Source organism: Arcobacter iocasae (assembly GCF_042214795.1).
In the GTDB taxonomy this organism is placed as follows: Bacteria; Campylobacterota; Campylobacteria; order Campylobacterales; family Arcobacteraceae; genus Arcobacter; species Arcobacter iocasae.
In genome coordinates, this window is the sequence record NZ_CP090177.1 from 358,131 (window position 1) to 383,298 (window position 25,168).

Sequence of the window (25,168 nt, forward strand, 5' to 3'; positions counted from 1 at the left end):
TCTATTCCTATCATTATTTTAAACTACAAAGTTCATAAACTTTTTTTAGAACCTCATCAACTGTTATTTGGAGCATACATTCTTGATATTTACAAGTTTTTCCAATACAAGGTGTACAAGTTTTTTCTTTTTGTATATATAAGTGTTGATGTTCATTAAAACAAGGATTTGAGCCATACCATTGAGCAACAACAAAAAAAGCAATTGTAGGAGTATTTAAAGCAGCCGCAATATGCAAAGGACCAGTATCAGGAGTTATTAATAAATCACATTTTTCAATTAATCCTGCTGCTGACTTTATATTAAACTCACCAGCTAAATTAAATACTCTTGTACTATTAATTCCCTCAAAAACTCTTTGAGTCATCTCTCTTTCATTAGGTGCACCAGTCAATATAATTTTTAAGTTTTCATTATTTTCTAAAAGTTTTTTCCCTAATTTAATCCAGTTTTCTTCAAACCACATTCTACTAAGGTTTGAAGCCCCTATTTGAAAACCAATTAATTTATCATAAGTTGTATCGATTCCTAACTCAATTAATTTTCTTTCAACTTCTAAAATATTTTCTTCTTCAATAAAAAGTTCCATACTGGTTTTTTTTTCATAGATACCTAAGTACTCTAATGTTCTCAATCTATCATATATCCCATGTCTATCGCCGTAATATGAAAGTTGTTCATTGTTATGAAATAAATGATATTTATTTTTATCATTTGGTATTTTGATAATATATTTTGAGTTAGATAAAATTGACAAAGGTGTTGCTTGTGGTTCATTAGAATGAAGTATTAATGATAAATCAATTTTAATTTTTCTTAAAATTCTCAATATTGAGAAAAAACTCTTCCATCTTCCATCATATAGTATAAAATCATCAATATAAGGATTATTTTCAAATAGTTTATAATTAGTAGGATTGAAAATAGCAATTATTTTCTTTTGAGGAAAATTTTCTTTTAAACTTCTAAAAACAGGTGTATTAAATAAAGTATCACCAATTGCAGTGTTTGAATAAACTACAATAGTCTCAATTTCATCTATAGGCAAAAGTTTATACTTTTTTGCATGAGAATATTTTTTTAATAAAAAATCAATTACAAGTTCATAAAAACTAATTTTCATTATTTATAACCATTTCTACAATTTTAGCAAAAGGTATGTTATTTGCTATTTTACTTTCATCTTGTATAACTAAATCCTTATATCCCCAAGGATACCATTTATTCATATTAGTTTTACCACTAATTGATATTGTTTTAGTGCCAACTGCTGGCCCTAAATGCATTGCACCACCATCTAATGTAACAAATAATTTAACATTTTTAATCAATCCACCTAAATCTTGTAAAGATTTAGTTTTAATAAACTTAGCATGGCTATGTGTTTCTAAATATTCTGCATTATGAAAATTATCAGGTTCTGCAGTGACTAAGATATTTTTATCTTTTAAAGCATTAAATATTTTTAAAAAGTTTTCATTTGAATATTGATTATTTTCAATTCTTGAAGAGATATGAAATAAAATATGTTCATTGTACTCAAGATATTGATTAGCCAAACTTTCATCAATAAAATAAAGAGTTTTTTCATTATTGTATTCTATACCAAACTCATATAAGCAGTTCATACAAAACTCAACTTCGTGTTGTAATTCATTAGTTACAACATTAATATTTAAGTTATCACGCCCTTTAGGATCTTTAACACCAACTCTATATTGAGCTTTAGTTATATTTGAAAATATTTCTGCTGATTTTGAATATCCACCTCTAAAAATGATAACTGCATCATATTTCTCTTTGTAAATATTTATAAGCATTTTTAACTTGCCAATAGCTGCACTTATTTTATTCAAAAAAGATTTTTTATGTTTTGGTTTTGTGTAACAATAAATTTTATTAATAAAAGGATTATTATAAATTGCATCATAATTATATGAATTAACAACAATATCTATTTGATTATTCGGATATTTTTTTCTTAAAGCTTCAATTGCAGGTGTTGTACAAATTAAATCACCAACATTGTCATTTCTTACTAATAATATTTTTTTTTCTCTTAAATCAATCATTCTGGTTTTATCCATGAGTAAATTTTCCCAATAAACTTATTTGAGTATATAAAAAGATTCTTTTTCAACCACTTATCATCTTTTTTAACTGCTATTCTTTTAATTTCCAAAAGATTATTATCTGGAAGATTAATACCTCTTTTAGTAGTGTACATAATATCAAATTTTGCATTAACTGCAATTTCTATTGATTTATGTGAGTATTTTCCCCTAGGCCAACATAATTGAGTATCCTCAAATCCTAATTGTGTACGAATCAATTCTTGTGATTTAGTCATCTCTTCTTTTAAAGAAGTTTTCCCAAAATATTCATCATAGTGTGTATGAGTGTGTGAGTGAATATCAAATACATCTTTCATGCTTTTCAATTCACTCCATGTACATAAAACAGCTCTTGGATTTATTTGTACAAGCTTTTTACATTCGTTATGTTTTTTTTCTATATATTCTGATTCAATGTCATTTGAAGATTTTTCTATCCATTGAGTAACTACAAAAAGGGTTGCCTTTAAATTATACTTTTTTAAAATTGGATAAGCATAAATAAAATTATCTCTCCATCCATCATCAAATGTTATAAGTAGAGACTTTTTTGGAACTTTTAGTTTTCCTTGTTTATACAAATAAAATTCATTTGATGTTAATGATTTCCATCCATTTTCATTCAAATATTTCATTTGAGCATCAAAGTTCTTCACACTACTAGCTATAAAACTATCTTGTGAAAGTATATGATGATACATTAATACAGGAACACTCATAATTTATCCACAAGTTCTTTATACAGTTTTGTTGTATCTTCCATCATTTTCTCAACTGAAAAACATTTAAGAATAAACTCTCTTGCATTTTTAGAGAAATTCTCTCTTTTTATATTATCTTCTAATAACTCTTTTAGTTGTTTTTCTAACATCTTAAAGTCATCAAATAAATATCCAGTTTTCCCATCTTCTAAAGCTTCTGGAATTCCACCAACATTACTTCCCAAAACAGGTACTCCACATGATTGTGCTTCAAGTAAAGAAGTACCCAAGGCTTCATGTCTAGACGCTAAACAAAACAAATCAAAGTTTGGCAGTAGATTTTCAACATCATTTCTATGTCCCAACATAATAACTCTATTTTCTACATTATTTTCTTTAATACAGTTCTCAATTCTTTCTTTCATAGGACCTTCTCCTACAATAACCAACTTAACATCTATATTTTTTATTTTTGAAAATGCTTTTATCAAAGCCATATGTCTTTTTGCATCTCTTAATACAGCAACAACTCCAACAAGTAAAATACTACTTGATAAATTTAATTCTGTTCTTAAATCATAATTTTTATTTGGAGAAAATTTATTAGTATCTATTCCAGTATAAATATTAACTAATTTATTGTCATGTACACCCATAGAAGAGAGATACTCTTTTACTTGATTACTTACTGTAACAACTTTTGTTGTTAAATTATAACTATAAGGCCCTTTTATAGGTAAAATAAGATGTCGTACTCTGATAACACTTGTATTAGTAAGTAAGCCTACAATATTTCCTATCCATGAGTCTTTCCCTGAATGCGTAGAAATAATATCTATTTTATTTTTTTTTATAAATTTACATAAAAAATAAATTGTTTTTAAATTATAAATCTTATTTAACTTAAAAGTAAAAAATTCACCATTTACTTCTTCTCTATTTTTATATAAAGTACTATTTTCTTCAACAGCCCAAAAAACTCTATATTCATCTTCTGGCAAATTATTGACAACTCTTACTGTCCTTTTTTCTTGTCCACCCCAACCTTTTGAGCTTTCCATTTCTAGTATGTTAATCATTTACCATCTCATTAATATTTTTCTTAATAAATTCAAAATCTAAATTCATCAGACAATCACTGATTTTAGTTCCATCACAGCCATCTTTTCCACATGGTTGACAATCTCTTGATTCTGCTATTACTCTATGCTTTCCCATAGTTTGAAAGCCATTTCTCTTTGTATATCCACTTTCCATCATGTCATTATCCCAAGGTCCCCAATGATCTGTTCCGCTTGGTCCAAAAAAAGCCAGCACAGGTACATTATTTGCAGCGCTTATATGCATTATTGAAGTATCAACACCTATAAATATTTTTGATTTTTTATTTAAACAAGCAGTTTGTTTTAATGTAAATTTTCCTGATAAATTTATTGGATTAGTTTTACAAAATGATAAGATATTATTTAATCTATCTATTTCTTGTGACACAGGAGCTGCTGTTAAAAGAACTTTTACATTTAATTCACTCTCACAATAATCAATGATTTTTGCCATTATTACATCATTTATGCATTTAAACATCCATCTTGAAACTGCATGAATATGAATAAAGTTTTTAATTTCTATATTTTCTTTTTTTAATATATCATCTACTTTTTTTTCATCTTCTTTTGACCAAAATATTTCTACTTTTTTTTCTTTTATATCTAAATCAAACTCTCTTAATATATCTAAATCCATCTCTAAAGTGTGTCTAAATTCTTGTTTTGGTAAATAGTTTGTAAATACATTTTTAGTAAGAATATTTTTGCCACCGGGATATCCAACTTTTATTTTTGCCCCACTTAAAAGAGCTAACTGAGCTCCTCTATCACCTTCGGTTGTATTAATAACCATATCATATGATTTACTTCTTATTGAAAAAGCAAACTTTATCTCTTCAACTATTCTCTTAATTGGTGAATATTTTTTTATCTTAGCTCTATCATAAATAATTGTTTCATTTATATTTGGATTTAAAGTTACCATTTCTTCGCAGCCTTTATTAACTGCAATATCAATAATAGCATCTGGAAAATTAAATCTTAGATTTTTTATTAAAGGTGTAGTAAGAAGTACATCTCCAATATTTCTAAACTTCATTACTAAAATTCTTTTAGGATTTATTTTATTCATTTTATATATTTCCAAAAAGTATATTGTGCATATAGTTTTGATATTACAAACCCATGCCAACCATCTTTAAAACCTTGCTTTAAAATATAAAGTTTAAAAAATGTCCAATATGGATTTATAATTGCTTTTAAAATAGATTTTTTCTTATGATTAAGTGTCGAATATCTATTTTGTTTAGATATAAACTCATCAATATTTTCATACGCTAGATGAATCATATGATTTTTTAAATATCCTGCTTTTGTTTGAAGTTGAACACTTTCATGAACAGGTACTTCATTAAACTTTCCAAATTTTCTATTAAAAAGTCTGATTGAATAATCAGGATAAAGACCACATGTTTTAATATTTTTTCCAAAGAAGTTATTTAATCTTGCAACAAAATATCCATTGGCACTAGGGGTTTCTAAAGTTTTTAAAATCTCATTTCTTAATTCTTTTGTGATTCTTTCATCACTATCTAAAACAAAGACCCAATCATAAGATGCAAGTTCAATTGCTCGATTTTTTTGAGCACCAAAACCTCTCCACTCTTCTTCAAAAACCTTAGCACCTAATTCACTTGCAATCTTACAAGTATTGTCATTAGAACCACTATCAAGTATTAATACTTCATCTGCAAATAAAGATGACTTTATAGCATCACCTATAAATTTCTCTTCATTTTTTGTAATTATTACTATTGAAAGTTTATTTATAGATGTGTTCATACTGATTCTTCCATCTTTTATGTAACCAAAACCATTCATTTGGTTTGCTTTTTATTACTTCTTCTGTAATATCTGCTTGCTTTTGAACACACTCTAAAATATCTTTTTCTTTATCTTCACTGTTTGCTACTTCAAATGATTCATAAAACTCTATTTCATATTTCTCATTATCAAGTGATTTTATAAACGCAGGGATAATAACTGCATTAAATTTTTTTGCTAAAACTGCAGCACTTGGAGTATGTCTTGCTTTTTTACCAAAAAAATCTATTAAAATACCCTCTTCATTTTTTGTATTTTGATCAACTAAAATCCCAACTGGTCTATTTTTTTTCAAAGCTGTTAACATACCTTTCATAGCACCACTTTTACTTAATAGTTCTACATCAAACTGCTCTCTATTTTTAGTTAAGATTTTATTCATCACTTCACTTTCTAAGTCTCTTCCTACTATAGATAAAGGAGTAAGTTTAGCAGCAATTGCCAATGATAAAAGCTCCCAATTCCCATAATGAGCAGTCATGATAATAATTTTTCTATTCTGCTTAATAAGACTTGTTAATAAATCTTCATTTTTAAAGCTTACCTTATTTAGTACTTCCTCTTTTGTTGCACCTTGATTTCTAATAAAATCAGCAAGAGTATAAATTAAGTTTTTATAACACCCTTTTATAATATTAATTTTTTCATCTTCACTTATTTTATCTTCATAAGCAAGGTCTAAATTTGCTTTAGCAATTTTTCTATGTTTTTTATCTATAGTATAAAAAAATATTGCTCCTGATTTTAAAATAAAATCCATAATACACTTAGGAGTATATAGTGTTATAAATCTAAATGTATAAAATAACCCAAGATAAATACTATCCATTTAATAAATTCTTTGCCTCTTCTATAATAATATTTTCATCAATTTCTCTAATTGAAAAATCATTTTTATCTAATTTGAAATGATTTACTTTACTATTAGATTTTACTATTTTATTTATTGAAGTTTGATAAATCCTATTAATAGGTGTTGGACCAAAAATAGTTATAGATGGAATATTAAAAGCCCATGCCATGTGTGTAGGCCCAGTATCATTTCCTATTAATAAATCTGATTTTGAGATAAATGCTTTTAAACTATTAAGATTTATTTTTGGCAAAACTTTTATAAACTTAGAATTATTTTCAAGCCATAAGGCTTTCTCTTTTTCACTATCGCTACCCCAAACTACAACACAATTCTCTTTTAACTCATTAGCTATTATTAAGAACTTCTCTTTTGGATAATTTCTACTTTCCCAAGTTGAGCCAATCACAAAAACTATATTCTTTTTATCTTTTTCCAAATAATCATAAATAATAGGATTTTCATCTTTATAAAATAAAAAAGGCTCTTTTTCTAAGATCATTTTTGAACTAATTTCAAAATCTAAAGGAGAAGATAATACTTTTACATTTCTATCAATCGTATTTTCATCATATGCTATTGATACTTTTTTATTGTAAAAAAGTGAAGCACTCTTTTCTCTTATTGAGTTTTTGTCAAAACCTGCAACACTCTTTCCTAGAAGTCTTGACACAATTGCTGATTTAATTAAACCTTGGGCATCAATTACTAAGTCATAATTGTTTTTTGAATAGTTTTTTATTAGTTTTATTTGATTAAAAATTTCTAGTTTATTTTTTTTTATTGATTTTAGATTTACACTATAAATATTATTAATATGTGGATTATTTTGTAAAACTTGTGAGAAACTCTCTTCTACAAACCAATCAATCAAAATATCTGGATAATTCTTTTTTATATATTGTAAAGCTACCATGGCATGAATAATATCACCCATTGCTGATAGCTTTACAATTGCAAGCTTCTTAATTTGATTCATAAACTACTTTATTTTGATTTTAATGCCCTTTGGCATTTGTAATTTATCTATTTCACTTTTGACTAGATAAATATCACTTTCCATATCAATACATAGTTTACTATCTTTTAAGTTATACTCTACTTTTGGTGCTGATAAGTCATTGTTAATTAGAAGATTCAAAGATATCATAAAAGACAGCCATTGCATGGTTTCCAAAGGAGGTAGAAGCATTTTATGTCTGATTATGTCTCTTTGCATTGGTAATGATTTTTTTGAGAATTTTATAATATGTGCAACTGTAACTCTAGAACTATGTAGAAAATCATAATTCAAGCCATTTAATATAAAATCAGCTGTACTATCATTTCCTTTATAAAAATTCAGACTATTTCCAATAGAGTGCAGTTTTGAGGCTATTACTAATAGGGTCCTATATTTATCATCTAGTTGATGAATTGGCTTTAATGTATCAAATATTTTTCTTGCATTTGAGCCAAAATATGCACTTGTTTTTTCATCAACTTGAAATCTATCAAGTAAACTTCGAACACTTACATTAAAATTACTTGGAAATTTACAATTGGAGTTTCTTAATAAATCAGTTAAATAAACACCTTCTCTTACACCTGCTCCAGATGTTACAACTTCTTGTGTATTTAACTCATTTAAAATAGTAGAAAAAATAAAAGTTCCCTCTTTTATAGTGTCAAACCTATCTTTTTTTACACCTAAGAGTTTTAACTCATTATTATTCTTTGAATTGTATATAGTTTCAAATAAATCTCTATTTGAATTTACATTATATTTAAAACCATGAAGAACATCTAAAGGATAATAGTTCTTTTTCATAATTACTTTACTTAATGCTCTTATACTTCCACCAATACCTATTACAGTACTTGGTATTTCATATCCACACGACTTGAGTTCTTCTAGCTTATTTAAAATATATTTTTTAGCACCTTCCATATCTCCCTTAGAAAAAAACAGTTCCCCTAATCTAACTGTTCCAATATCTAAAGATAAAACATGCTCTATATTTTTATTTCTAACTATCGCAAATTCGGTCGATCCCCCACCAATATCCACAGTTACAAAATCATCAGCTTTTATTAAATTAAGAGCAGCAACTCCACCAAAATATGCTTCTTTTGTACCCTCAATTACTTTAATATCTAAACCTAATTCATTCTTTACTCTATTTACAAAGATTTTTGAATTGGGAGCATCTCTCATAGCAGAAGTTGCTACACAAAAGATTTTTCTAGATTTTAAAGATTTTGAAATATTTAAGAAAGATTTTAGAGAGTTAAATGCTCTTTCCATGGGAACTTCTTGCAAGTTCCCAGCATTTTCATAAGAGCCTTCTGAGATTTTAACTCTGGCTTTAGTTTCATTTACAAGATGAAAAGCAAAACGGCTACTTTTCTGCATTACAACCATACGCATTGAGTTAGACCCAATGTCTATAACAGTTGTAATCTTAGCCATTTGTTATACCTCTTCTTCCTGTAATTGGTTATATTTAAATCTCAATTCTTCCATAGTTTCTTGGTTATCTGGGTCAACTATAATACAATCAACTGGACAAACTTCAACACACGCAGGCTCTTCATAATGGCCTACACATTCAGTACATCTGTCAGAATCTATTATATAAATTGGATCACCCTCTTCAATTGCCATGTTAGGACATTCTTCTCTACATGCATCGCAAGCGATACACTCATCTGTGATTATTAAAGACATACTAAACTTCCTATTTTTTAAAATTAATTTATGGAGTTATAACCTAATATTTATTAAAAATTTCTTTAATTAGACTAATATTAATAACAGTTTTGCTAAAAATAAGAAATTTAAGGATAATTTTAAAAATCAAAATTTATTAGATTAAAAAGAAGAGTAAAATTACTCTTCTTTTTATATAAATTTAGAAAGAATTATTTTCGCTGCTTCTCTTCCATCAAGTGAAGCAGTTACAGCTAAGTGAGCGCCTCTTTGACAATCTCCACCTGCATAAACTTTTTTATTAGAAGTGATATAGTTATTTGTTTCTACACCACCCCATGAATTAGTTTTTATTTTTAAATCTTTTAGAAATGTTGGAACTTCTGGTTTAAATCCTAATGCTAAAATTATAACATCAGCCTCTTCAAAATATTCACTTCCCTCATTTATTACAACTTTTTGTCTACCTGTTCCATCTGGTTCGCTCATAGAAGTAGTTAATACTTCTATTTTAACAGCTTTCCCATCTTCCACAACAAAAGATTTAGGAGAAGCATTAAATACATATTCTACACCCTCTTCTTTTGCATTTACAACTTCTTTTTTAGATCCAGGCATATTTGCTTCATCTCTTCTATAAAGGCATTTAACAGTTCTTGCACCTTCTCTAACAGAAGTTCTTACACAGTCCATAGCTGTATCTCCACCACCAATAACAACTACATTTTTATCTGTTACATCAATGAAGTCATCAGTTTTATTTCCGAAATTTCTTTTTTGAACAGCTGTTAAAAATTCCATTGCTAAATGAACATTTGAAGAGTTTTCACCCTCAATTCCAGTATAGTTACCTAAAGTTGAACCAATTCCAAGATAAATTGCATCAAATTCTTCTTCTAAATCTTTTGCAGATTTATCTTTTCCAATTTCACAATTTAAATGTAATTTCATACCAGCTTTTACTAACCACTCAACTCTTCTTTGAACTACAGTTTTGTCAAGTTTAAACCCTGGAATTCCATAAGTTAAAAGTCCACCTGCTCTATCAGATCTTTCAAAAAGCTCTACTTGAATACCTCGTCTTAGTAAAAAAGTAGCTGCTGATAAACCACTTGGTCCTGAACCAATGATTGCAACTTTTTTATCACTAGTTATTCCTGGATATTTTGGTTCCATTCCCTTTTCAAAAGCTTTTTCACTAATATGAGTTTCAATAGCTCCTATTGAAATAGCTCCATGACCTGTATTTAAAGAACAGGCACCTTCACATAGAACATCTTGAGGACAAATTCTTCCTAAGATTTCAGGGAAAGGAGATGTTTCATTAGATAAGGCAAATGCCAAATCCAAATTTTTATTCGCTGTTTGTTTTAACCATGCAGGAATATAGTTTCCTAAAGGACATCCAGTATGACAATATGGGTCACCACATTGCATACATCTATCAGATTGCTCTTTTGCTTTTCCATTACTAAAAACTTCATATATTTCACCAAAATCTTTTAATCTTTGTAAAACATCTCTTTTTTCAGGACTGATTCTTTCAAATTTAGTAAAGTTTAACATCTTAATCTCCCTTATCCGGATCTAATGGTAGAACTGTCATATTTTTTGGTTTTACCATCCAAAAATTTCTTATTTGTGGTCTAAAATTATCTAATATTAAAGCTGCTCTTTCTGACTCAGTTTCATTAAAATAATCCATTAATAATCTTTTTAAATACAATCTTTCTCGTTCAGTATCATCTGTATCAATTCTAACGGCTTCTATTAATTCTTGATTCATTTTATCAATAAAAGATTTTTCAGGGTCATAAATAAAAGATAATCCACCAGTCATACCAGCACCAAAATTTATACCTGTATCACCTAAAATTACAACAATACCACCAGTCATATACTCACAAGCATTATCTCCTGTTCCCTCAACAACTGCAATAGCTCCTGAGTTTCTAACAGCAAATCGCTCACCTACTGCTGCTCGTACGTAAAGTTTTCCACCAGTTGCTCCATACAGACAAGTATTACCTGCACCTGCGAATTCTGGACCTTGGTGAGGAGTATTTACAATGATTTTACCACCATTCATACCTTTACCAACATAATCATTTGCTGCGCCATAAAGGTTAATATTCATCCCTTTTGATAATAATGCACCCAAAGATTGTCCTGCAATTCCATTTAACTCAAAAGTAATAGAGTTATCAGGTAAACCTTTATCCCCATAATATTTTGCAATTTCACCAGAAATCAAAGTACCAAATGATCTATTTAAGTTACAAATAGTCTCTTTTATTTTAATTGGCATTTTAGGATTTTCTATTGTTCTATGAACTTTTTTTAATAATGCTTTTTCAAACTCATTTTTATCATATGGCTCGTTTCTTAGCTTTTGACAGGTATCAACTCCATCTATTCTTCTTAATATATTTTGGAAATCAAACTTTTGTGCAAACTCATCATCAATTACTTTTAATAAGTCACTTCTTCCTACTATCTCTTCAATAGTTTTATACCCCAATGATGCAAGTATTTTTCTAACATCTTCACCAATAAATGTGAAGTAAGAGATAAGTCTATCAACTGTACCTGTAAAAAATGCTCTTAAATCTTCATCTTGAGTAGCAACTCCCACAGAACATTTATTTGTGTGACAGATTCTCAAAATCTTACAACCTAAAAGTGTAAGTGCTGCTGTTCCAAAGGCATAAGACTCAGCCCCTAACATTGCAGCTTTTACAACATCAAGTCCTGTTTTAAGTCCACCATCTGTTTGAAGATGAACAGATTCTCTTAAACTATTTGCTTTTAAGGCATTATGAGCTTCTGAAAGACCCATTTCCCAAGGATTACCTGTATGCTTAATAGATGTCAAAGGAGCTGCTCCTGTACCACCATCTGCACCTGAGATAACAATTCTATCAGCATATGCTTTTGCAACACCTGCTGCAATTGTTCCAACACCAATAGTTGATACTAATTTAACTGTAATTTTTGCTTCTGGATTGATTTGTTTTAAATCAAAAATCAATTGAGCTAAATCTTCAATAGAATAAATATCATGATGTGGTGGAGGTGAAATAAGAGTAACACCTTCAACTGTATGTCGTAAACTTGCAATCAATGGAGTTACTTTATGTCCAGGTAATTGTCCACCTTCACCTGGTTTTGCACCTTGTGCAACTTTGATTTGAATCTCTTGGGCACTTCTTAAATATCCAGGAGTTACCCCAAATCTTCCAGAAGCTACTTGTTTAATTTTAGAGTTTTTAATTGTTCCAAATCTTTTTTGGTCTTCTCCACCCTCACCTGAGTTACTCATACCACCTATTGTATTCATAGCTGTTGCCATTGCTTCATGAGCTTCAGGAGAGATAGAACCTAAAGACATAGCAGCTGTTGCAAATCTTTTGAAAATATCATCTAAAGACTCAACTTCACTAATATCTATTGCTTTTCTATCTGAATTAAATTCAAAGAAATCTCTAATAAATTTTTTATCTCTATTATTTACAAGTTCTCGTAAAGTATCAAAATCTGTAATATCTTCTTTATCTTTTGCTTTTTTATTATGCATTGCATTTGTAGTAGCTGGACCATAATCATGGTACTCACCACCATTAATATATTTATAAAATCCACCTAAATTTAATGGGAACATATAAGTATCATCAGAGTACGCATTAAAATGAATTTTTTCTATTCTCTCTTCAATATCAGCATAACCAAGACCTGCTAAATCAGAATGACTCCCATGAAAACAATCATTGATAATCTCATCACTTAATCCAATTACATCAAAAAGTGTTGAATTTCTATACGAAGCTACTGTACAAATACCCATTTTAGACATGATTTTTAATAATCCTGCATTTATTGATTTTAGAGTATTTTTAAGTAATTCTTGCATCTCATATTTTGAAATTTCATTTCTACTAAATAAAGAAACAACTGAACCATACATCATGTATGGATAAATAGCTGTAACACCATAAGCTAAAAGAACAGCTGCCATATGTGCATCATAAACTTCACCAGTTACTGCTACTAATGATACTTGATGTCTAATACCAACTTCTAGAAGTCTTTTATTTAAATATCCCACAACCATAGCAGCAGGTATAATTTTATTATCTTTAGAACCTTTTCTATCATCTAAAATTATTACTGTAATATTATCTTCATTAATTGCTCTTATAACTTTTTGTGATAAAAGCTCTAATGAAGACTTTAAATCAGTTTTAAAAGTAGTTGAGAAAATTTTATTTTTATATTGTGAATTGTATCTTGGATTTGTACTATCTCCAAAAGATCTTAAAACATCATATTTCTCTTTCATCAAAATAGGACTTACCACTTTTAATCTTTTAGCATACTCAGGTTTTTCATCTAATATATTATAAATAGGGCCAAATCCTGTTTCTAAAGACATTACAACTTTTTCTCTATATGGATCAATAGGAGGGTTTGTAACTTGTGCAAATTTTTGTCTAAAATAGTCAGTAAAATTTCTATTTACCTTTGAAAAACATGCCATTGGTGTATCATCACCCATAGAACCAACTGGTTCTTTACCCTCTTTTGCCATTGGTTCAAGAACTTGGTCTAATACTTCATATGTGATATTAAAATATTTTTGTTTTGTCTCTATATCTTTAACTTTATAATCACTAGTATCTATAAAAGACTCATCAATATACTCTTGTAAATATTCCATGTCTTTTGTTAACCATTGAACATAGTTTTGAGAAGATTTTAAATAATTATTGATATCTTCTTCTTTTAAAATTTTCCCATGATTAAGGTCTAGTCCAATCATTTGACCTGATTGTAATCTACCTCTCTCTAAGATATTATTTTCATCAATTTCTAATGTACCATACTCTGATGTAATGTAAATTTTATGATTCTTTGTAATTACATATTTTGCTGGTCTTAACCCATTTCTATCAATCAAACAACCAATATGTCTACCATCTGTTAAAGATACTGCAGCTGGACCATCCCAAGCTTCCATTGAAGTAGATCTGTATTCATAAAATGCTCTTAAATCAGAATCCATTTGTGGTGCATTTTGCCAAGGTGCAGGAACTAAACTTCGTGCAGCCTTGAAAAAATCTACACCATTAGCAATCAAAAACTCAAACATGTTATCTAAAGATGCAGAATCAGATGAACCTGTTTGTAAAATAGGTAAGATTCTTTGTATCTCTTCATCACTAAATATTTCTGATTTTACTAATTCTGATTTCACTTCAACATTAAATCTATTTGCTTCTACAGAGTTGATTTCTCCATTATGGGCTATTGCTCTAAATGGTTGAGCTAACTTCCATTTAGGAAGAGTATTTGTTGAAAATCTTTGGTGAAATAAGGCAAATGAAATTTGAAAATCTTCATCTCTTAAATCAATATAAAAATGCTTAATATGTGTAGGCATAATAAGCCCTTTATAAGCGATTACTTTTGATGAGAATGTTGGAATATAAAAATCTTTATTATCTTTTAATTTATGCTCACACTCTTTTCTAGTAAGATATAACATAGCCTCAAATCTTTTTGATGACATTAAACTATTTGGTCTAACAAATATTTGTACAATATTTGGTAAACTTGCCAAGGCCTGTTCACCAAGGGCTTCAGTATCAACAGGAACTTTTCTAGTTAGTAATACTTTTAAATCATTTTTTTCACAAAATTCTATAAATGTTTCTAATTCTGAATCTTCACTTGTAAATATCATAGCTACAGCATATGTTTCAGGTAAATCTATTCCTTCGTGAAAGGCAATTTTTCTCATAAATTTGTCAGGCATTGATAATAATAAACCAGATCCATCTCCAGTTTTACCATCAGCTGCCACTGCACCTCTGTGCATCATTCGCTCTAGTGAATGAATAGCATCTTCTAAGTTACTATGACTTGGTCTTTTTTTTAAATCCGCTAGTAAACCAAAACCACAGTTATCTTTAAAAGATGTAAGTAAATCTAAATTACAACCCATTAACTGTCCTTTTAAAATTTTTTATTTATATTCCATAAAAGAGAGGGAGTATACCTTGTCTTTATTTAAAAAAGGGTTAATATTTTATCTTGTTTTTAGCACTACAAAAGGTAGTACAAATTAAATTTTTTCAATTATTGTAAATAATTGAAAAATGCAAAATGCTATTTTAATGCTACGCAAGCTTAAAATTTCTTTAATTTTCACACAAAAGTACATAACTTTGACATAATATTTAATTATACTTTTTTCAACACATAATTAAGGAGATTAAATGATGAAAAGCAATGGAATCCTGTTTACAGGTAAAAAATTTGTAATGGGTGCAGTAGCAAGTGCTTTATTAGCAACTTCAGGTGTTGCAGCAGAATATACGCTTAAATTTTCACATGTTGTAAGTGCAAATACACCAAAAGGAAAAGCAGCAGACTTTTTTGAAAAAAGATTAGAAGAGCTTTCTGGTGGTAAAATTGATGTTCAAGTTTATCCATCTTCTCAACTTTATAATGATAGTGCAGTTCTAAAAGCTTTAACTTTAGACTCTGTTCAAATGGCAGCACCATCTTTTTCTAAATTTGGTAAAATTGTTCCTCAATTAGCACTATTTGATTTACCATTTTTATTTAATGACATTGGTCAATTACATAGAGTTCAAGATGGACCTGTTGGTGAAAAACTAAAAGGTTTAGTAACAGCTAAAGGTTTTGTTGCTCTAAACTTTTGGGATAATGGATTCAAACAATTATCTTCATCTGAAAAACCACTTATTATGCCAAAAGATGCAGAAGGTCAAAAATTCAGAATCATGTCTTCTAAAGTTTTAGAAGCACAATTTAAAGCAGTTGGTGCAAATCCACAAATGATGCCTTTCTCTGAAGTTTATTCTGGTTTACAACAAGGTGTTATTGATGGTGCTGAAAATCCATTTTCAAACATTTGGACTAAAAAATTCCACGAAGTTCAAAAATACTTAACTGTTTCAAATCATGGTTACTTAGGTTATTTAGTTGTGATGTCTAAAAAATTCTGGAAATCATTACCTGAAGATTTACAAAAAGATGTTGTTCAAGCAATGAATGAAGCTACGCAAAAAGAAAGAGAGTATGCGCAAGAATTAAACGATTCTCAATTTGAAAAAATTAAAGAGTATGCAAAAACAACTGGAAAACTTGAAATTTATGAGTTAACTCCTGAACAAAGAGCTGCTTGGAAAAAAGCTGTAAGCAAAATCTACCCTGAATTTTATAACAAAAATTTAATAGGTAAAGATTTAATTGAAGGTGCCCTTAATACTAAATAATTTTTATCTTCAAAACCTTTTGTATCATCGGTAATACCGATGATACAAACATCTCATAAAATCTAAAGAATATTCAAAAAATTTATAAATTTCTACATAAAAAGACATAAGATATACATAATATTTTATTATAATTAATCATAATCACAAAAGGAGAAATATATGAAAATCACTATAAAAAGTTTAATAATTAGTGCAACTCTTGGTTCACTATTATTTACTGGTTGTGGAGATACAAAAGTAGAAGATAAAAAGCCTTCTTCAAAAACTGAAAATGCTGGACCAGAATATACACTAAAATTTTCACATGTTGTAAGTGCAAATACTCCAAAAGGAAAAGCAGCAGACTTTTTTGAAAAAAGATTAGAAGAGCTTTCTGGTGGTAAAATTGATGTTCAAGTTTATCCATCTTCTCAACTTTATAAAGACAATGCAGTTCTAAAAGCTCTAACATTAAATTCTGTTCAAATGGCAGCACCATCTTTTTCTAAATTTGGTAAAATTGTTCCTCAATTAGCACTATTTGATTTACCATTTTTATTTAAAGATATTGGTCAATTACATAGAGTTCAAGATGGGATTGTAGGTCAAAAATTAAAACAAATGATTGATGACAAAGGTTATGTAGCATTAAACTTTTGGGATAATGGATTTAAACAATTTTCTTCATCTCAAAAACCAATAATCATGCCAAAAGATGCAGAAGGTCAAAAATTCAGAATCATGTCTTCTAAAGTTTTAGAAGCACAATTTAAAGCAGTTGGTGCAAATCCACAAATGATGCCTTTCTCTGAAGTTTATTCTGGTTTACAACAAGGTGTTATTGATGGTGCTGAAAATCCATTTTCAAACATTTGGACTAAAAAATTTCACGAAGTTCAAAAATATCTAACTGTTTCAAATCATGGTTACTTAGGTTATTTAGTTGTGATGTCTAAAAAATTCTGGGAATCATTACCTGAAGATTTACAAAAAGATGTTATTCAAGCAATGAATGAGGCTACTGTTAAAGAAAGAGAGTATGCTAAAGAATTAAACGATTCTCAATTTGAAAAAATTAAAGAGTATGCAAAAACAACTGGAAAACTTGAAATATTTGAGTTAAGTCCTGAACAAAGAGCTGCTTGGAAAGAAGCTGTTAGTAAAATCTACCCTGAATTTTATGATAAAGATTTAATAGGTGAAGATTTGATTAATGATGCTCTTAATACAAAATAATTGGAGATATTATGATAATAAGACTTCTAAGTAAAGTAATAGGCCACATTAACCAAAAAATAGCAGTATTTGGTATGGTTGTTGGGGTTTCTATTGCATTTGTTAATGTAATAGCAAGATATGTATTTGATGCTTCATTAACTTGGGCAACAGAATTAAGTGTCGATTTATTATTATGGAGTGCCTTTTTTGGAGCAGCTTACTGCTTCAAAAAAGATGCACATATTGCCGTTACTATTCTTTTAGATAGTATGCCATCAAAAGTTGCAAAGGGCATGTTACTTACTTCTCATTTAGTAACATTAATATTCTTACTTGCTGTTTCTTATTATGGACTTCAGTACATAACTCAAGTAGTTTATCCTTTAGATGAAAGATCAATTGATTTATGGAATATGCCTATGTGGATAGTTTATTTAGTTATTCCTGTTTCATTTCTTTTTGGTGCATTTAGAGTGGCTGAAAGAATTCATGCTATTTTATCAACAAATCATGACAGAATATTAAAAGAAAGCGAAGCTGAACAAGTTTTAGCTGGTATGGGAATGGGTGCTAAAGAGCATAAAGATAATGAAAATGTAAAACATCTAAATGAGATGGTTAAAGAAGTTGAAAAGAAAACAGGAGGAATGCTATGAGTATAGCTGTATTATTTGGGATATTTTTCTTTTTAGTACTTATTGGAGCTCCAATTGCTATTTGTCTAGGGGCGGCAACATTTACAACAATGATGTTATTTACTCCTATATCACCTATTGAAGTGTCTTCAATGATGTTTGAAAAAGTTGATCATTATTCACTTATGGCAATTCCAATGTTTATTCTAGCTGGTAACTTACTGAGCAAGGGAAGTGCCGCGCAGAGAATTATCGAATTTGCTAAATCAATTGTAGGGCACTTACCAGGTGGATTACCAATTTCAGCTATTTTTGCATCTATTATTTTTGCTGCTGTTTCTGGTTCTTCTCCAGCAACTGTTGTTGCTATTGGTTCTATTATGTTTGGTGCTATTATGCAAGCTGGTTACCCTAAAAAGTATGCTGTTGGTACTATTGCAACTGCTGGAAGTTTAGGTATTTTAATTCCACCTTCAATTGTATTAATCGTATATGGTGTTACAGCTGAAGTTTCAATTGGAAGACTTTTTATGGCAGGTGTTGTTCCCGGTATTTTATTAGGAATCATGCTTATGGTTGTTACATATATAGGAGCTGTTAGATTAGGATTTCAAAGAGAAGAACCTCAGCCTTTTAAAGTAAGACTTGCAAAAATGAAAGATGCATCATGGGGACTTATGACAATTGTTATTGTAATAGGTGGTATCTATGGTGGTATCTTTACTCCAACTGAAGCTGCTGCTGTTGCTGCTGTTTGGGCATTCTTTATTTCTGTATTTATTTATAAAGATATTAAATTATCTGAATTTTATACAACAACACTAGAATCAGCTAAAACAACTGCAATGATTATGTTTATTATTGCAAATGCAATGTTATTTGCTCACTTCTTAACTATTGAGAATATTCCACAAATGATTACAAATGCATTAGTTGAAGCAAATGTTGACAAATATATGTTCTTACTTATGGTGAATGTTCTTTTAATTATTGCTGGGTCATTTATGGAACCTAGTGCAATTATTATGATTATGGTACCTTTATTACTTCCAGTTGCTGTTGCACTTGGAATTGATCCTATTCACTTTGGTATTGTAATTACTATCAATATGGAACTTGGAATGGTATCCCCACCTGTTGGTCTAAACTTATTTGTTACCTCAGGACTTACAGGAATGTCTATAAAAGATGTTATCGTTGCAACTTTACCTTGGACACTAACTATCTTTGTAGGACTAATGCTGGTTACTTATATACCAGAAATTGCTCTATTCTTACCAAACTTAATGTATGGTGGTTGATAAATAATTCAATAAAACAAAAAAGGGATAGAAAATTTTCTATCCCTTTTTTTATGTGAATATTTTCTTAATTATTTAGGAACAGTAATTACAAATTTTGCACCATTTTTTGTATTACGAACTCTTAGTTTACCTTTCATATTTTTATCAATAATTATCTTAGACATATATAGACCAATACCTGTTCCATCACTATCACTTTTAGTTGTAAAATATGGTTCAAATATTTTACTCTTTGGATTTACTTTTACACCTTCACCATTATCTTCTATAGATAAGAGAATGTAATTTCCCTGCTCTTCAGCATAGATTTTAATGATTGGATTTTCAATATTATTTTGAATCAGAACATCTTTTGCATTTGAAATTATATTTAATAATACTTGTTCGTATTCGTTGAGAAATGTATTCAACTTTAAATCATCTCCTACATCGATTTGAACATTTATGTTATTATATTTCAAGGCTGATGATACAATCGTCATAACTGATTTAATTGCATCTTTTAAATAAAACTCTTCTTTATCTTTTGTTGGCATAAAGAAATTTCTAAAGTCATCAATAGTATGAGACATATAATCCAATACAACTTCTGCTTCTTTAGATTTTTTATCCATTGTTTCTTTATCTAATTTGTTCATACCGTGTTTAAATTTTATATTCATAAATATTGAAGAGAGTTCAGATAATGGTTGTCTCCATTGATGTGCAATATTTGATATCATCTCACCTAAAGCAATAAATTTTGATTTTTGTACAAGTAATTGTTCATGCTCTCTATTTTTTTCTAACTCATCAGAAACTCTTTTTTCTAAAGTCTCATTTAATTCAATTAGTGCATCAGATTTTGCTTTTACTTTTTCCCTATACTCTTTGAAGAAGTCATCAATTCTTTCACTTAATAGTATAGTTAAAACAATCCCTATAGATAAAAATAGTATAAATAATAATACTGTTTGTATTATTTGAGTTTTGACCCTACTTTTTAAATCTTCTTTTTTCTTAGCAATATCTTTTTCAATATCATCTGTATAAACCCCAACAGCTATAACCCAATTCCAAGTTGGATAAAGTTTAAAATAAGTAATTTTTTGTCTTACTTGATCAGAAGAGAATTTTTTATATACATATTGGGTAAAAGATTCCCCTTTTGCTTTTATATCATTTAAAAAATCTTGTCTAAATTTCTTTCCATTTGCATCTTCATAATTTGCTGAAATAATTGTCCCTACGATATCCAATCTATTTGGATTAACTAATAATTTTGCAAATTTATCACCACCATTAAAATCCAAAATTTCATATACAAAAATATAATTACTTCTTTCCCTTTCAAAGGAAATATTATTTAAAAGCCTTATTGTCTCTTCTTTTAATTCTTCTTCCGTACTACCACTTTTTGTAGCATTATAATTTATAATATCAATTACAACATTTATCTCTTTTTTTAGAAGTGCTTTTTGATGTGAATAATAATCATTTACAAACTTATTTAGCTCCACATCAAAGTCAGCGTAAGTGTTTTTTACATAAAAATATGATATAAGAGTTATCATAGTTGTCATAATAACTATAAAAATATATATGATTATTCTGGATATGTTTTTTTCGGTTACAAAACGCAAATTTACTCCATTTTTTTAATTATATATTTTAACATATCTTTTATTACAAGGTATCCTATGGATTATAATCTAGTAAACCAACTTAGAAGTTTTACTCTTCTTTATGCAGAAGATGAAATCGGTATTCAAAATAATATTTTTGAGATTCTTGATTGTATGTTTAAAAACATATATCTAGCCAAAGATGGAGAGGAAGCTTATAAGCTATACTTAGAAAAAAAACCTGATTTAATTATTACAGATATTAAAATGCCAAAAATGACTGGACTTGAACTAGTCAAAAAAATCAGAGAATCTAATCCAAAGGTGCGAGTAATAATTACTTCTGCACATACTGATTTAGAGTATCTTTTAGATGCTACAGAACTTCATCTAGTAAAATATATTGTAAAACCAATAACAGAAGAAAAACTAAGCCTTGCATTAAGAGCTTTTATAGATAGTTTTGAAAATAGCACTATTTTCAATCTTATACCTTTATGGGTTTATGATGAGAGTAAAGCATTGGTAAAAGGTCCAAGTGAAGAGTTTATACTTACAAAAAAAGAGAATATCTTTTTAAAAATGCTTCTAGTAAAAGGGAGAATCATCACTTATCATGAGATTGAAAATATTCTTTGGGAAGAAACTTCTGTTATGACTCAAAATGCACTAAGACTATTTATCAAAAATTTACGAAAAAAACTTCCTAAAAATATATTAAAAAACATACAAGGAACTGGATATAGACTAAATATCTAATCCAGTTTTTCTTATTTCTTTCAATTCTAAAAAATATCCATTTGATAAATATACTATAAAAAATACAGCAGAAAAAAGTGCTATAAAAGGTATCATTGACATAAAATATAATAATAAGGTTCTAAACCTAAATAGATTTTTTTTGCTTGTATATATCTCAAAATACTCCCTAGAACTCAACATTGTAGATGTAACATCAAAATTTAAAAGCTTATGAAAAAAGTAGTAAATTGGTAAATTAAAAGCAATAATATTTACTAAAGGTATAAAATACAAAGGAATAAAAAGTATAAATAATAACATCATCACAACTAAACTTTTAAATGCTACCCAAAGTGGAGAAATAAGTGAGCCATGACCTTTTAATATCAAATCAGGATAATGTCTTTTTCGCAAAGTCTCTATAATCATAGGAGTTAAAAATCCTATAATTATCAAAGTTGTAAAAATAGAAAAGAACAATATAAAAAATGTACCTACAGTAAAAAGTAAAAATCCAGCTAACCAAGCAGTTACGGAATAGTGTAAAAGAAAAGTTAAAACATTAACTGCCCAAACATAAAAAAATGGAGCATTTGGATCTACGGTAAACTCTTCTCCATTTTGCACTTGAATAATCACTTGGTCAAGTGAAGAGAGACTATAATCTGCAAAGCCCATAAAAATAAGAATCATAACAACAACTGTCACCAAAAGAGGAATAATTGCAATTTTTAATATTCCGGGTGTAAAAAAATCTTTTAAACTTCTCTTTATCAACTCTACTTCATTCAATACTAATCCTTATTTATCAAATCTAGTTCTATAAGAACATTTTTGGCAAAGTTCTTCTACTACTATGCCTTTTTTAAATCCATCTTTTATATCATGTACTCTTTTTGATTTTAAAATATTTTCTAAACCATCTTCAAAAACATTTCCTAAATCTATACAGGCATCTTTATCCAAACAACAGGGGATGGCTGTTCCATTTGCTAATATTCCAAAATGAGAATCCAAACCATAACAAAACCCTTTATCAGATACAAAATCATTTTCCAAACTTGGCCACTCAAAATAATCGTCAAAATTGAAAAATATCTTTTTTGCAACTCTTATATTTTTTGGTTTTGCCACATAAAATTCATCAATATTTAAAGTCAAATCAAAGTATTCATAAGCCTTTTCAAAAACTTTTGTATTAAACTCTTTTGCACTTTTTTCTTCATCAAAATTCCAAATTCTCAAATTTATGAAAAATTCAACTTCTTTTTCCAAGGCATATTTACAAAAATCAAAAATAGGAGTTAAATATTCATCTAAACTCTTTTTATGAGAGTTTCCATTATATGAATTAATTGAAAAGTTTATTTGTTTGATTGCACTATTACACAATGCTTCAAATTGTTCTTCTTTTAAGTTATATGCAGTAGTTGTAAGATTAACTTTTAAACCATGTTTTTTACTTATATCTAAGTATTGATTTAGATTTGACACAACTAACGGATCACCAACTACATGGTATGCTAACTCTTTTGTAACATTTGAGAGTTCACTATTTATCTTTTCAAATTTATCTAAACTCATTGTAGTATTTGGTAAGATTTTAGGGGGACAAAATGAACATTTTAAATTACAAATATTGGTTATTTCGATATGAACTTTTTTAAACTTTTTTATGGTTTACCTTTAAATTAATTATTGATTTAGTAATACAATTGAGATATTATACACTATTTGATATAATCACACTTTTAAAATACAAAACTAAAAGGAATAGTTATCAAAACTTTCAACACAATAAAACTTTGTTCAGAAATTTTAAAAGCTCTTGAAGAAGAAGGTTATGAAACACCAACTGAAGTTCAAGAAAAAGTAATACCTGTATTACTTAAAAATAGTGATGTAATTGCAACTGCACAAAGTGGTACAGGTAAAACTGCTGCTTTTGTACTTCCTATTTTACAAAAACTTTTTGAAACAAAAGATAATGATTCTACAAAAAAAAGAGTTCTTAGAAGTTTGATTTTAGTTCCTACAAGAGAATTAGCAAAACAAATAGAAAAAAGCATCTCTCACTATGGAAGATATTTAGATATAAAACAAACTATTGTTGTGGGAGGATTAAGTCATAAAGAGCAAATAAGAAAAATAAATGCTGGAATTGATGTCCTTGTTGCAACACCTGGAAGACTACTTGACCATATAAAAACAAAATCTGTAAACTTAGCAAGTATCAACAATATAGTTCTTGATGAAGCTGATACTATGCTTGAAATGGGATTTCTAAAAGATATTGAACTTATCTTCTCAGAATGTGCAAAAACAAGACATATTGGAATGTTCTCTGCAACTATCAATCAAAATATAAAAAAACTTGCAAAAGAGTTTTTACATAAACCTGTTGTAATAGAAGTTTCTTCTCAAAGATCAAGTGTAGAAATAATCGACCAACAAATATATCTAATGGATGAAGACAAAAAAATAGAGTTTTTATCATATCTAATTGGTTCAGAAAACTGGGAGCAAGTTTTAGTATTCGTAAATACTAAAGCAAAAGCAGATGAGATAACAAAACAGTTTACTTTAGATGGACTAAAAACAGCTTGTATCCATGGGGATATAAAACAACCAGTTCGAGCAAGAGCCTTAGAAGGTTTTAAAGCTAAGACTTTAAGGGTACTTGTAGCAACTGATATTGCAGCAAGAGGAATTGATATAGAACTATTGCCAAATGTAGTGAATTTTGAACTACCTGAAACAACAGTTGATTATACACATAGAATAGGAAGAACAGGACGAGCTGGAAACCCAGGAGTTGCCACAACACTATTATGTGTAAAAGAGTACTTACAAATGGCAGAAATAGAAAAAGAGCTAATAATCAATATACCAAGACTTACACATGATGAATATGAATTAAATGAAAAACAACCAAGAGTTGCAAGATTTAAGACACAATCACTTAGTCAAAAAAAGGGTTTAAGAGATAATAAAAATAAAAAACCTAAAGATAAAGCTCAGTTACCAAAAAAAGCAGCAAAAAAGAAAAAAACAACAAAAAGAGACGCAAATAGGACGTTTGGGAGATAA

General features: G+C 28.6%; 21 protein-coding genes. 6 read left to right on the forward strand and 15 right to left on the reverse strand.

The genetic code is table 11. The annotated features are described in order from the left end of the window. Nucleotides 1-13: 13 nt before the first annotated feature. The 12 genes from LXN10_RS01900 to gltB form a co-directional block, all read right to left on the reverse strand. On the reverse strand, nt 14-1,123 hold the full coding sequence (locus LXN10_RS01900) for a glycosyltransferase family 9 protein (protein ID WP_375724273.1): 1,110 nt from the start codon (nt 1,121-1,123) through the stop codon (nt 14-16). Next, complete coding sequence (locus tag LXN10_RS01905; protein ID WP_375724274.1) at nt 1,113-2,087, reverse strand: glycosyltransferase family 9 protein; 975 nt, start codon at nt 2,085-2,087, stop codon at nt 1,113-1,115. Before LXN10_RS01905 ends, LXN10_RS01900 begins: the two co-directional genes overlap by 11 nt. After that, nucleotides 2,069-2,833 carry a polysaccharide deacetylase family protein gene (locus LXN10_RS01910; protein WP_375724275.1) on the reverse strand — a complete coding sequence of 255 codons (765 nt, stop codon included), beginning with the start codon at nt 2,831-2,833 and terminating at the stop codon, nt 2,069-2,071. The genes LXN10_RS01905 and LXN10_RS01910 overlap by 19 nt, the downstream gene beginning before the upstream one ends. Then, a complete protein-coding gene (locus tag LXN10_RS01915; RefSeq protein ID WP_375724276.1) occupies nt 2,830-3,894 on the reverse strand; it encodes a glycosyltransferase family 4 protein in 1,065 nt (354 codons plus the stop codon). Before LXN10_RS01915 ends, LXN10_RS01910 begins: the two co-directional genes overlap by 4 nt. Then, on the reverse strand, nt 3,887-4,993 hold the full coding sequence (gene rfaQ, locus LXN10_RS01920; protein ID WP_375724277.1) for a putative lipopolysaccharide heptosyltransferase III: 1,107 nt from the start codon (nt 4,991-4,993) through the stop codon (nt 3,887-3,889). The genes LXN10_RS01915 and rfaQ overlap by 8 nt, the downstream gene beginning before the upstream one ends. Further along, nucleotides 4,990-5,703, reverse strand: a complete 714-nt coding sequence (locus LXN10_RS01925) for a glycosyltransferase family 2 protein (protein WP_375724278.1) — start codon at nt 5,701-5,703, stop codon at nt 4,990-4,992. The genes rfaQ and LXN10_RS01925 overlap by 4 nt, the downstream gene beginning before the upstream one ends. Beyond that, nucleotides 5,684-6,574 (reverse strand): lipid A biosynthesis lauroyl acyltransferase, encoded by an 891-nt coding sequence (locus tag LXN10_RS01930; RefSeq protein WP_375724279.1) that lies wholly within the window; start codon nt 6,572-6,574, stop codon nt 5,684-5,686. Before LXN10_RS01930 ends, LXN10_RS01925 begins: the two co-directional genes overlap by 20 nt. Beyond that, nucleotides 6,567-7,577, reverse strand: coding sequence for a lipopolysaccharide heptosyltransferase I (gene waaC, locus LXN10_RS01935; RefSeq protein ID WP_375724280.1), 1,011 nt, complete (start codon nt 7,575-7,577; stop codon nt 6,567-6,569). The genes LXN10_RS01930 and waaC overlap by 8 nt, the downstream gene beginning before the upstream one ends. Before the next feature lie 3 nt (nt 7,578-7,580). Next, complete coding sequence (locus tag LXN10_RS01940; protein WP_375724281.1) at nt 7,581-9,050, reverse strand: Ppx/GppA phosphatase family protein; 1,470 nt, start codon at nt 9,048-9,050, stop codon at nt 7,581-7,583. Between the two features lie 3 nt (nt 9,051-9,053). Further along, complete coding sequence (locus tag LXN10_RS01945; protein WP_013136050.1) at nt 9,054-9,308, reverse strand: YfhL family 4Fe-4S dicluster ferredoxin; 255 nt, start codon at nt 9,306-9,308, stop codon at nt 9,054-9,056. Nucleotides 9,309-9,482: 174 nt separating this feature from the next. Beyond that, complete coding sequence (locus LXN10_RS01950; protein WP_375724282.1) at nt 9,483-10,856, reverse strand: glutamate synthase subunit beta; 1,374 nt, start codon at nt 10,854-10,856, stop codon at nt 9,483-9,485. 1 nt (nt 10,857) lies between these two features. Continuing rightward, nucleotides 10,858-15,294, reverse strand: coding sequence for a glutamate synthase large subunit (gene gltB, locus LXN10_RS01955; RefSeq protein ID WP_375724283.1), 4,437 nt, complete (start codon nt 15,292-15,294; stop codon nt 10,858-10,860). A gap of 274 nt (nt 15,295-15,568) precedes the next feature. On the opposite strand from gltB, the gene LXN10_RS01960 reads away from it, so the two are divergent. From LXN10_RS01960 to LXN10_RS01975, 4 genes are all read left to right on the forward strand, one after another. Beyond that, nucleotides 15,569-16,594 (forward strand): TRAP transporter substrate-binding protein, encoded by a 1,026-nt coding sequence (locus LXN10_RS01960; RefSeq protein WP_375724284.1) that lies wholly within the window; start codon nt 15,569-15,571, stop codon nt 16,592-16,594. Nucleotides 16,595-16,756: 162 nt separating this feature from the next. After that, the gene (locus tag LXN10_RS01965; RefSeq protein ID WP_375724285.1) at nt 16,757-17,812 is read left to right on the forward strand and encodes a TRAP transporter substrate-binding protein; all 1,056 of its coding nucleotides are present in this window, start codon (nt 16,757-16,759) and stop codon (nt 17,810-17,812) included. An 11-nt stretch (nt 17,813-17,823) separates the two neighbouring features. Next, nucleotides 17,824-18,450: a TRAP transporter small permease gene (locus LXN10_RS01970; protein WP_375724286.1), complete on the forward strand. Its 627-nt coding sequence runs from the start codon at nt 17,824-17,826 to the stop codon at nt 18,448-18,450. Next, nucleotides 18,447-19,730 (forward strand): TRAP transporter large permease, encoded by a 1,284-nt coding sequence (locus LXN10_RS01975; protein WP_129100695.1) that lies wholly within the window; start codon nt 18,447-18,449, stop codon nt 19,728-19,730. Before LXN10_RS01970 ends, LXN10_RS01975 begins: the two co-directional genes overlap by 4 nt. Before the next feature lie 71 nt (nt 19,731-19,801). Here LXN10_RS01975 and LXN10_RS01980 read toward each other — a convergent pair whose 3' ends face one another. Beyond that, nucleotides 19,802-21,295, reverse strand: coding sequence for a cache domain-containing protein (locus tag LXN10_RS01980; RefSeq protein ID WP_375724287.1), 1,494 nt, complete (start codon nt 21,293-21,295; stop codon nt 19,802-19,804). Between the two features lie 117 nt (nt 21,296-21,412). Between LXN10_RS01980 and LXN10_RS01985 the strand changes: the two genes are divergently transcribed. Next, nucleotides 21,413-22,096, forward strand: a complete 684-nt coding sequence (locus LXN10_RS01985) for a response regulator transcription factor (RefSeq protein ID WP_129100696.1) — start codon at nt 21,413-21,415, stop codon at nt 22,094-22,096. Here LXN10_RS01985 and LXN10_RS01990 read toward each other — a convergent pair. Next, nucleotides 22,085-22,870 (reverse strand): EI24 domain-containing protein, encoded by a 786-nt coding sequence (locus tag LXN10_RS01990; RefSeq protein ID WP_375724288.1) that lies wholly within the window; start codon nt 22,868-22,870, stop codon nt 22,085-22,087. The genes LXN10_RS01985 and LXN10_RS01990 overlap by 12 nt on opposite strands. 9 nt (nt 22,871-22,879) lie before the next feature. Further along, nucleotides 22,880-23,755, reverse strand: a complete 876-nt coding sequence (locus LXN10_RS01995; RefSeq protein ID WP_375725314.1) for a radical SAM/SPASM domain-containing protein — start codon at nt 23,753-23,755, stop codon at nt 22,880-22,882. A gap of 228 nt (nt 23,756-23,983) precedes the next feature. On the opposite strand from LXN10_RS01995, the gene LXN10_RS02000 reads away from it, so the two are divergent. Continuing rightward, nucleotides 23,984-25,168, forward strand: a complete 1,185-nt coding sequence (locus LXN10_RS02000; RefSeq protein ID WP_375725315.1) for a DEAD/DEAH box helicase — start codon at nt 23,984-23,986, stop codon at nt 25,166-25,168.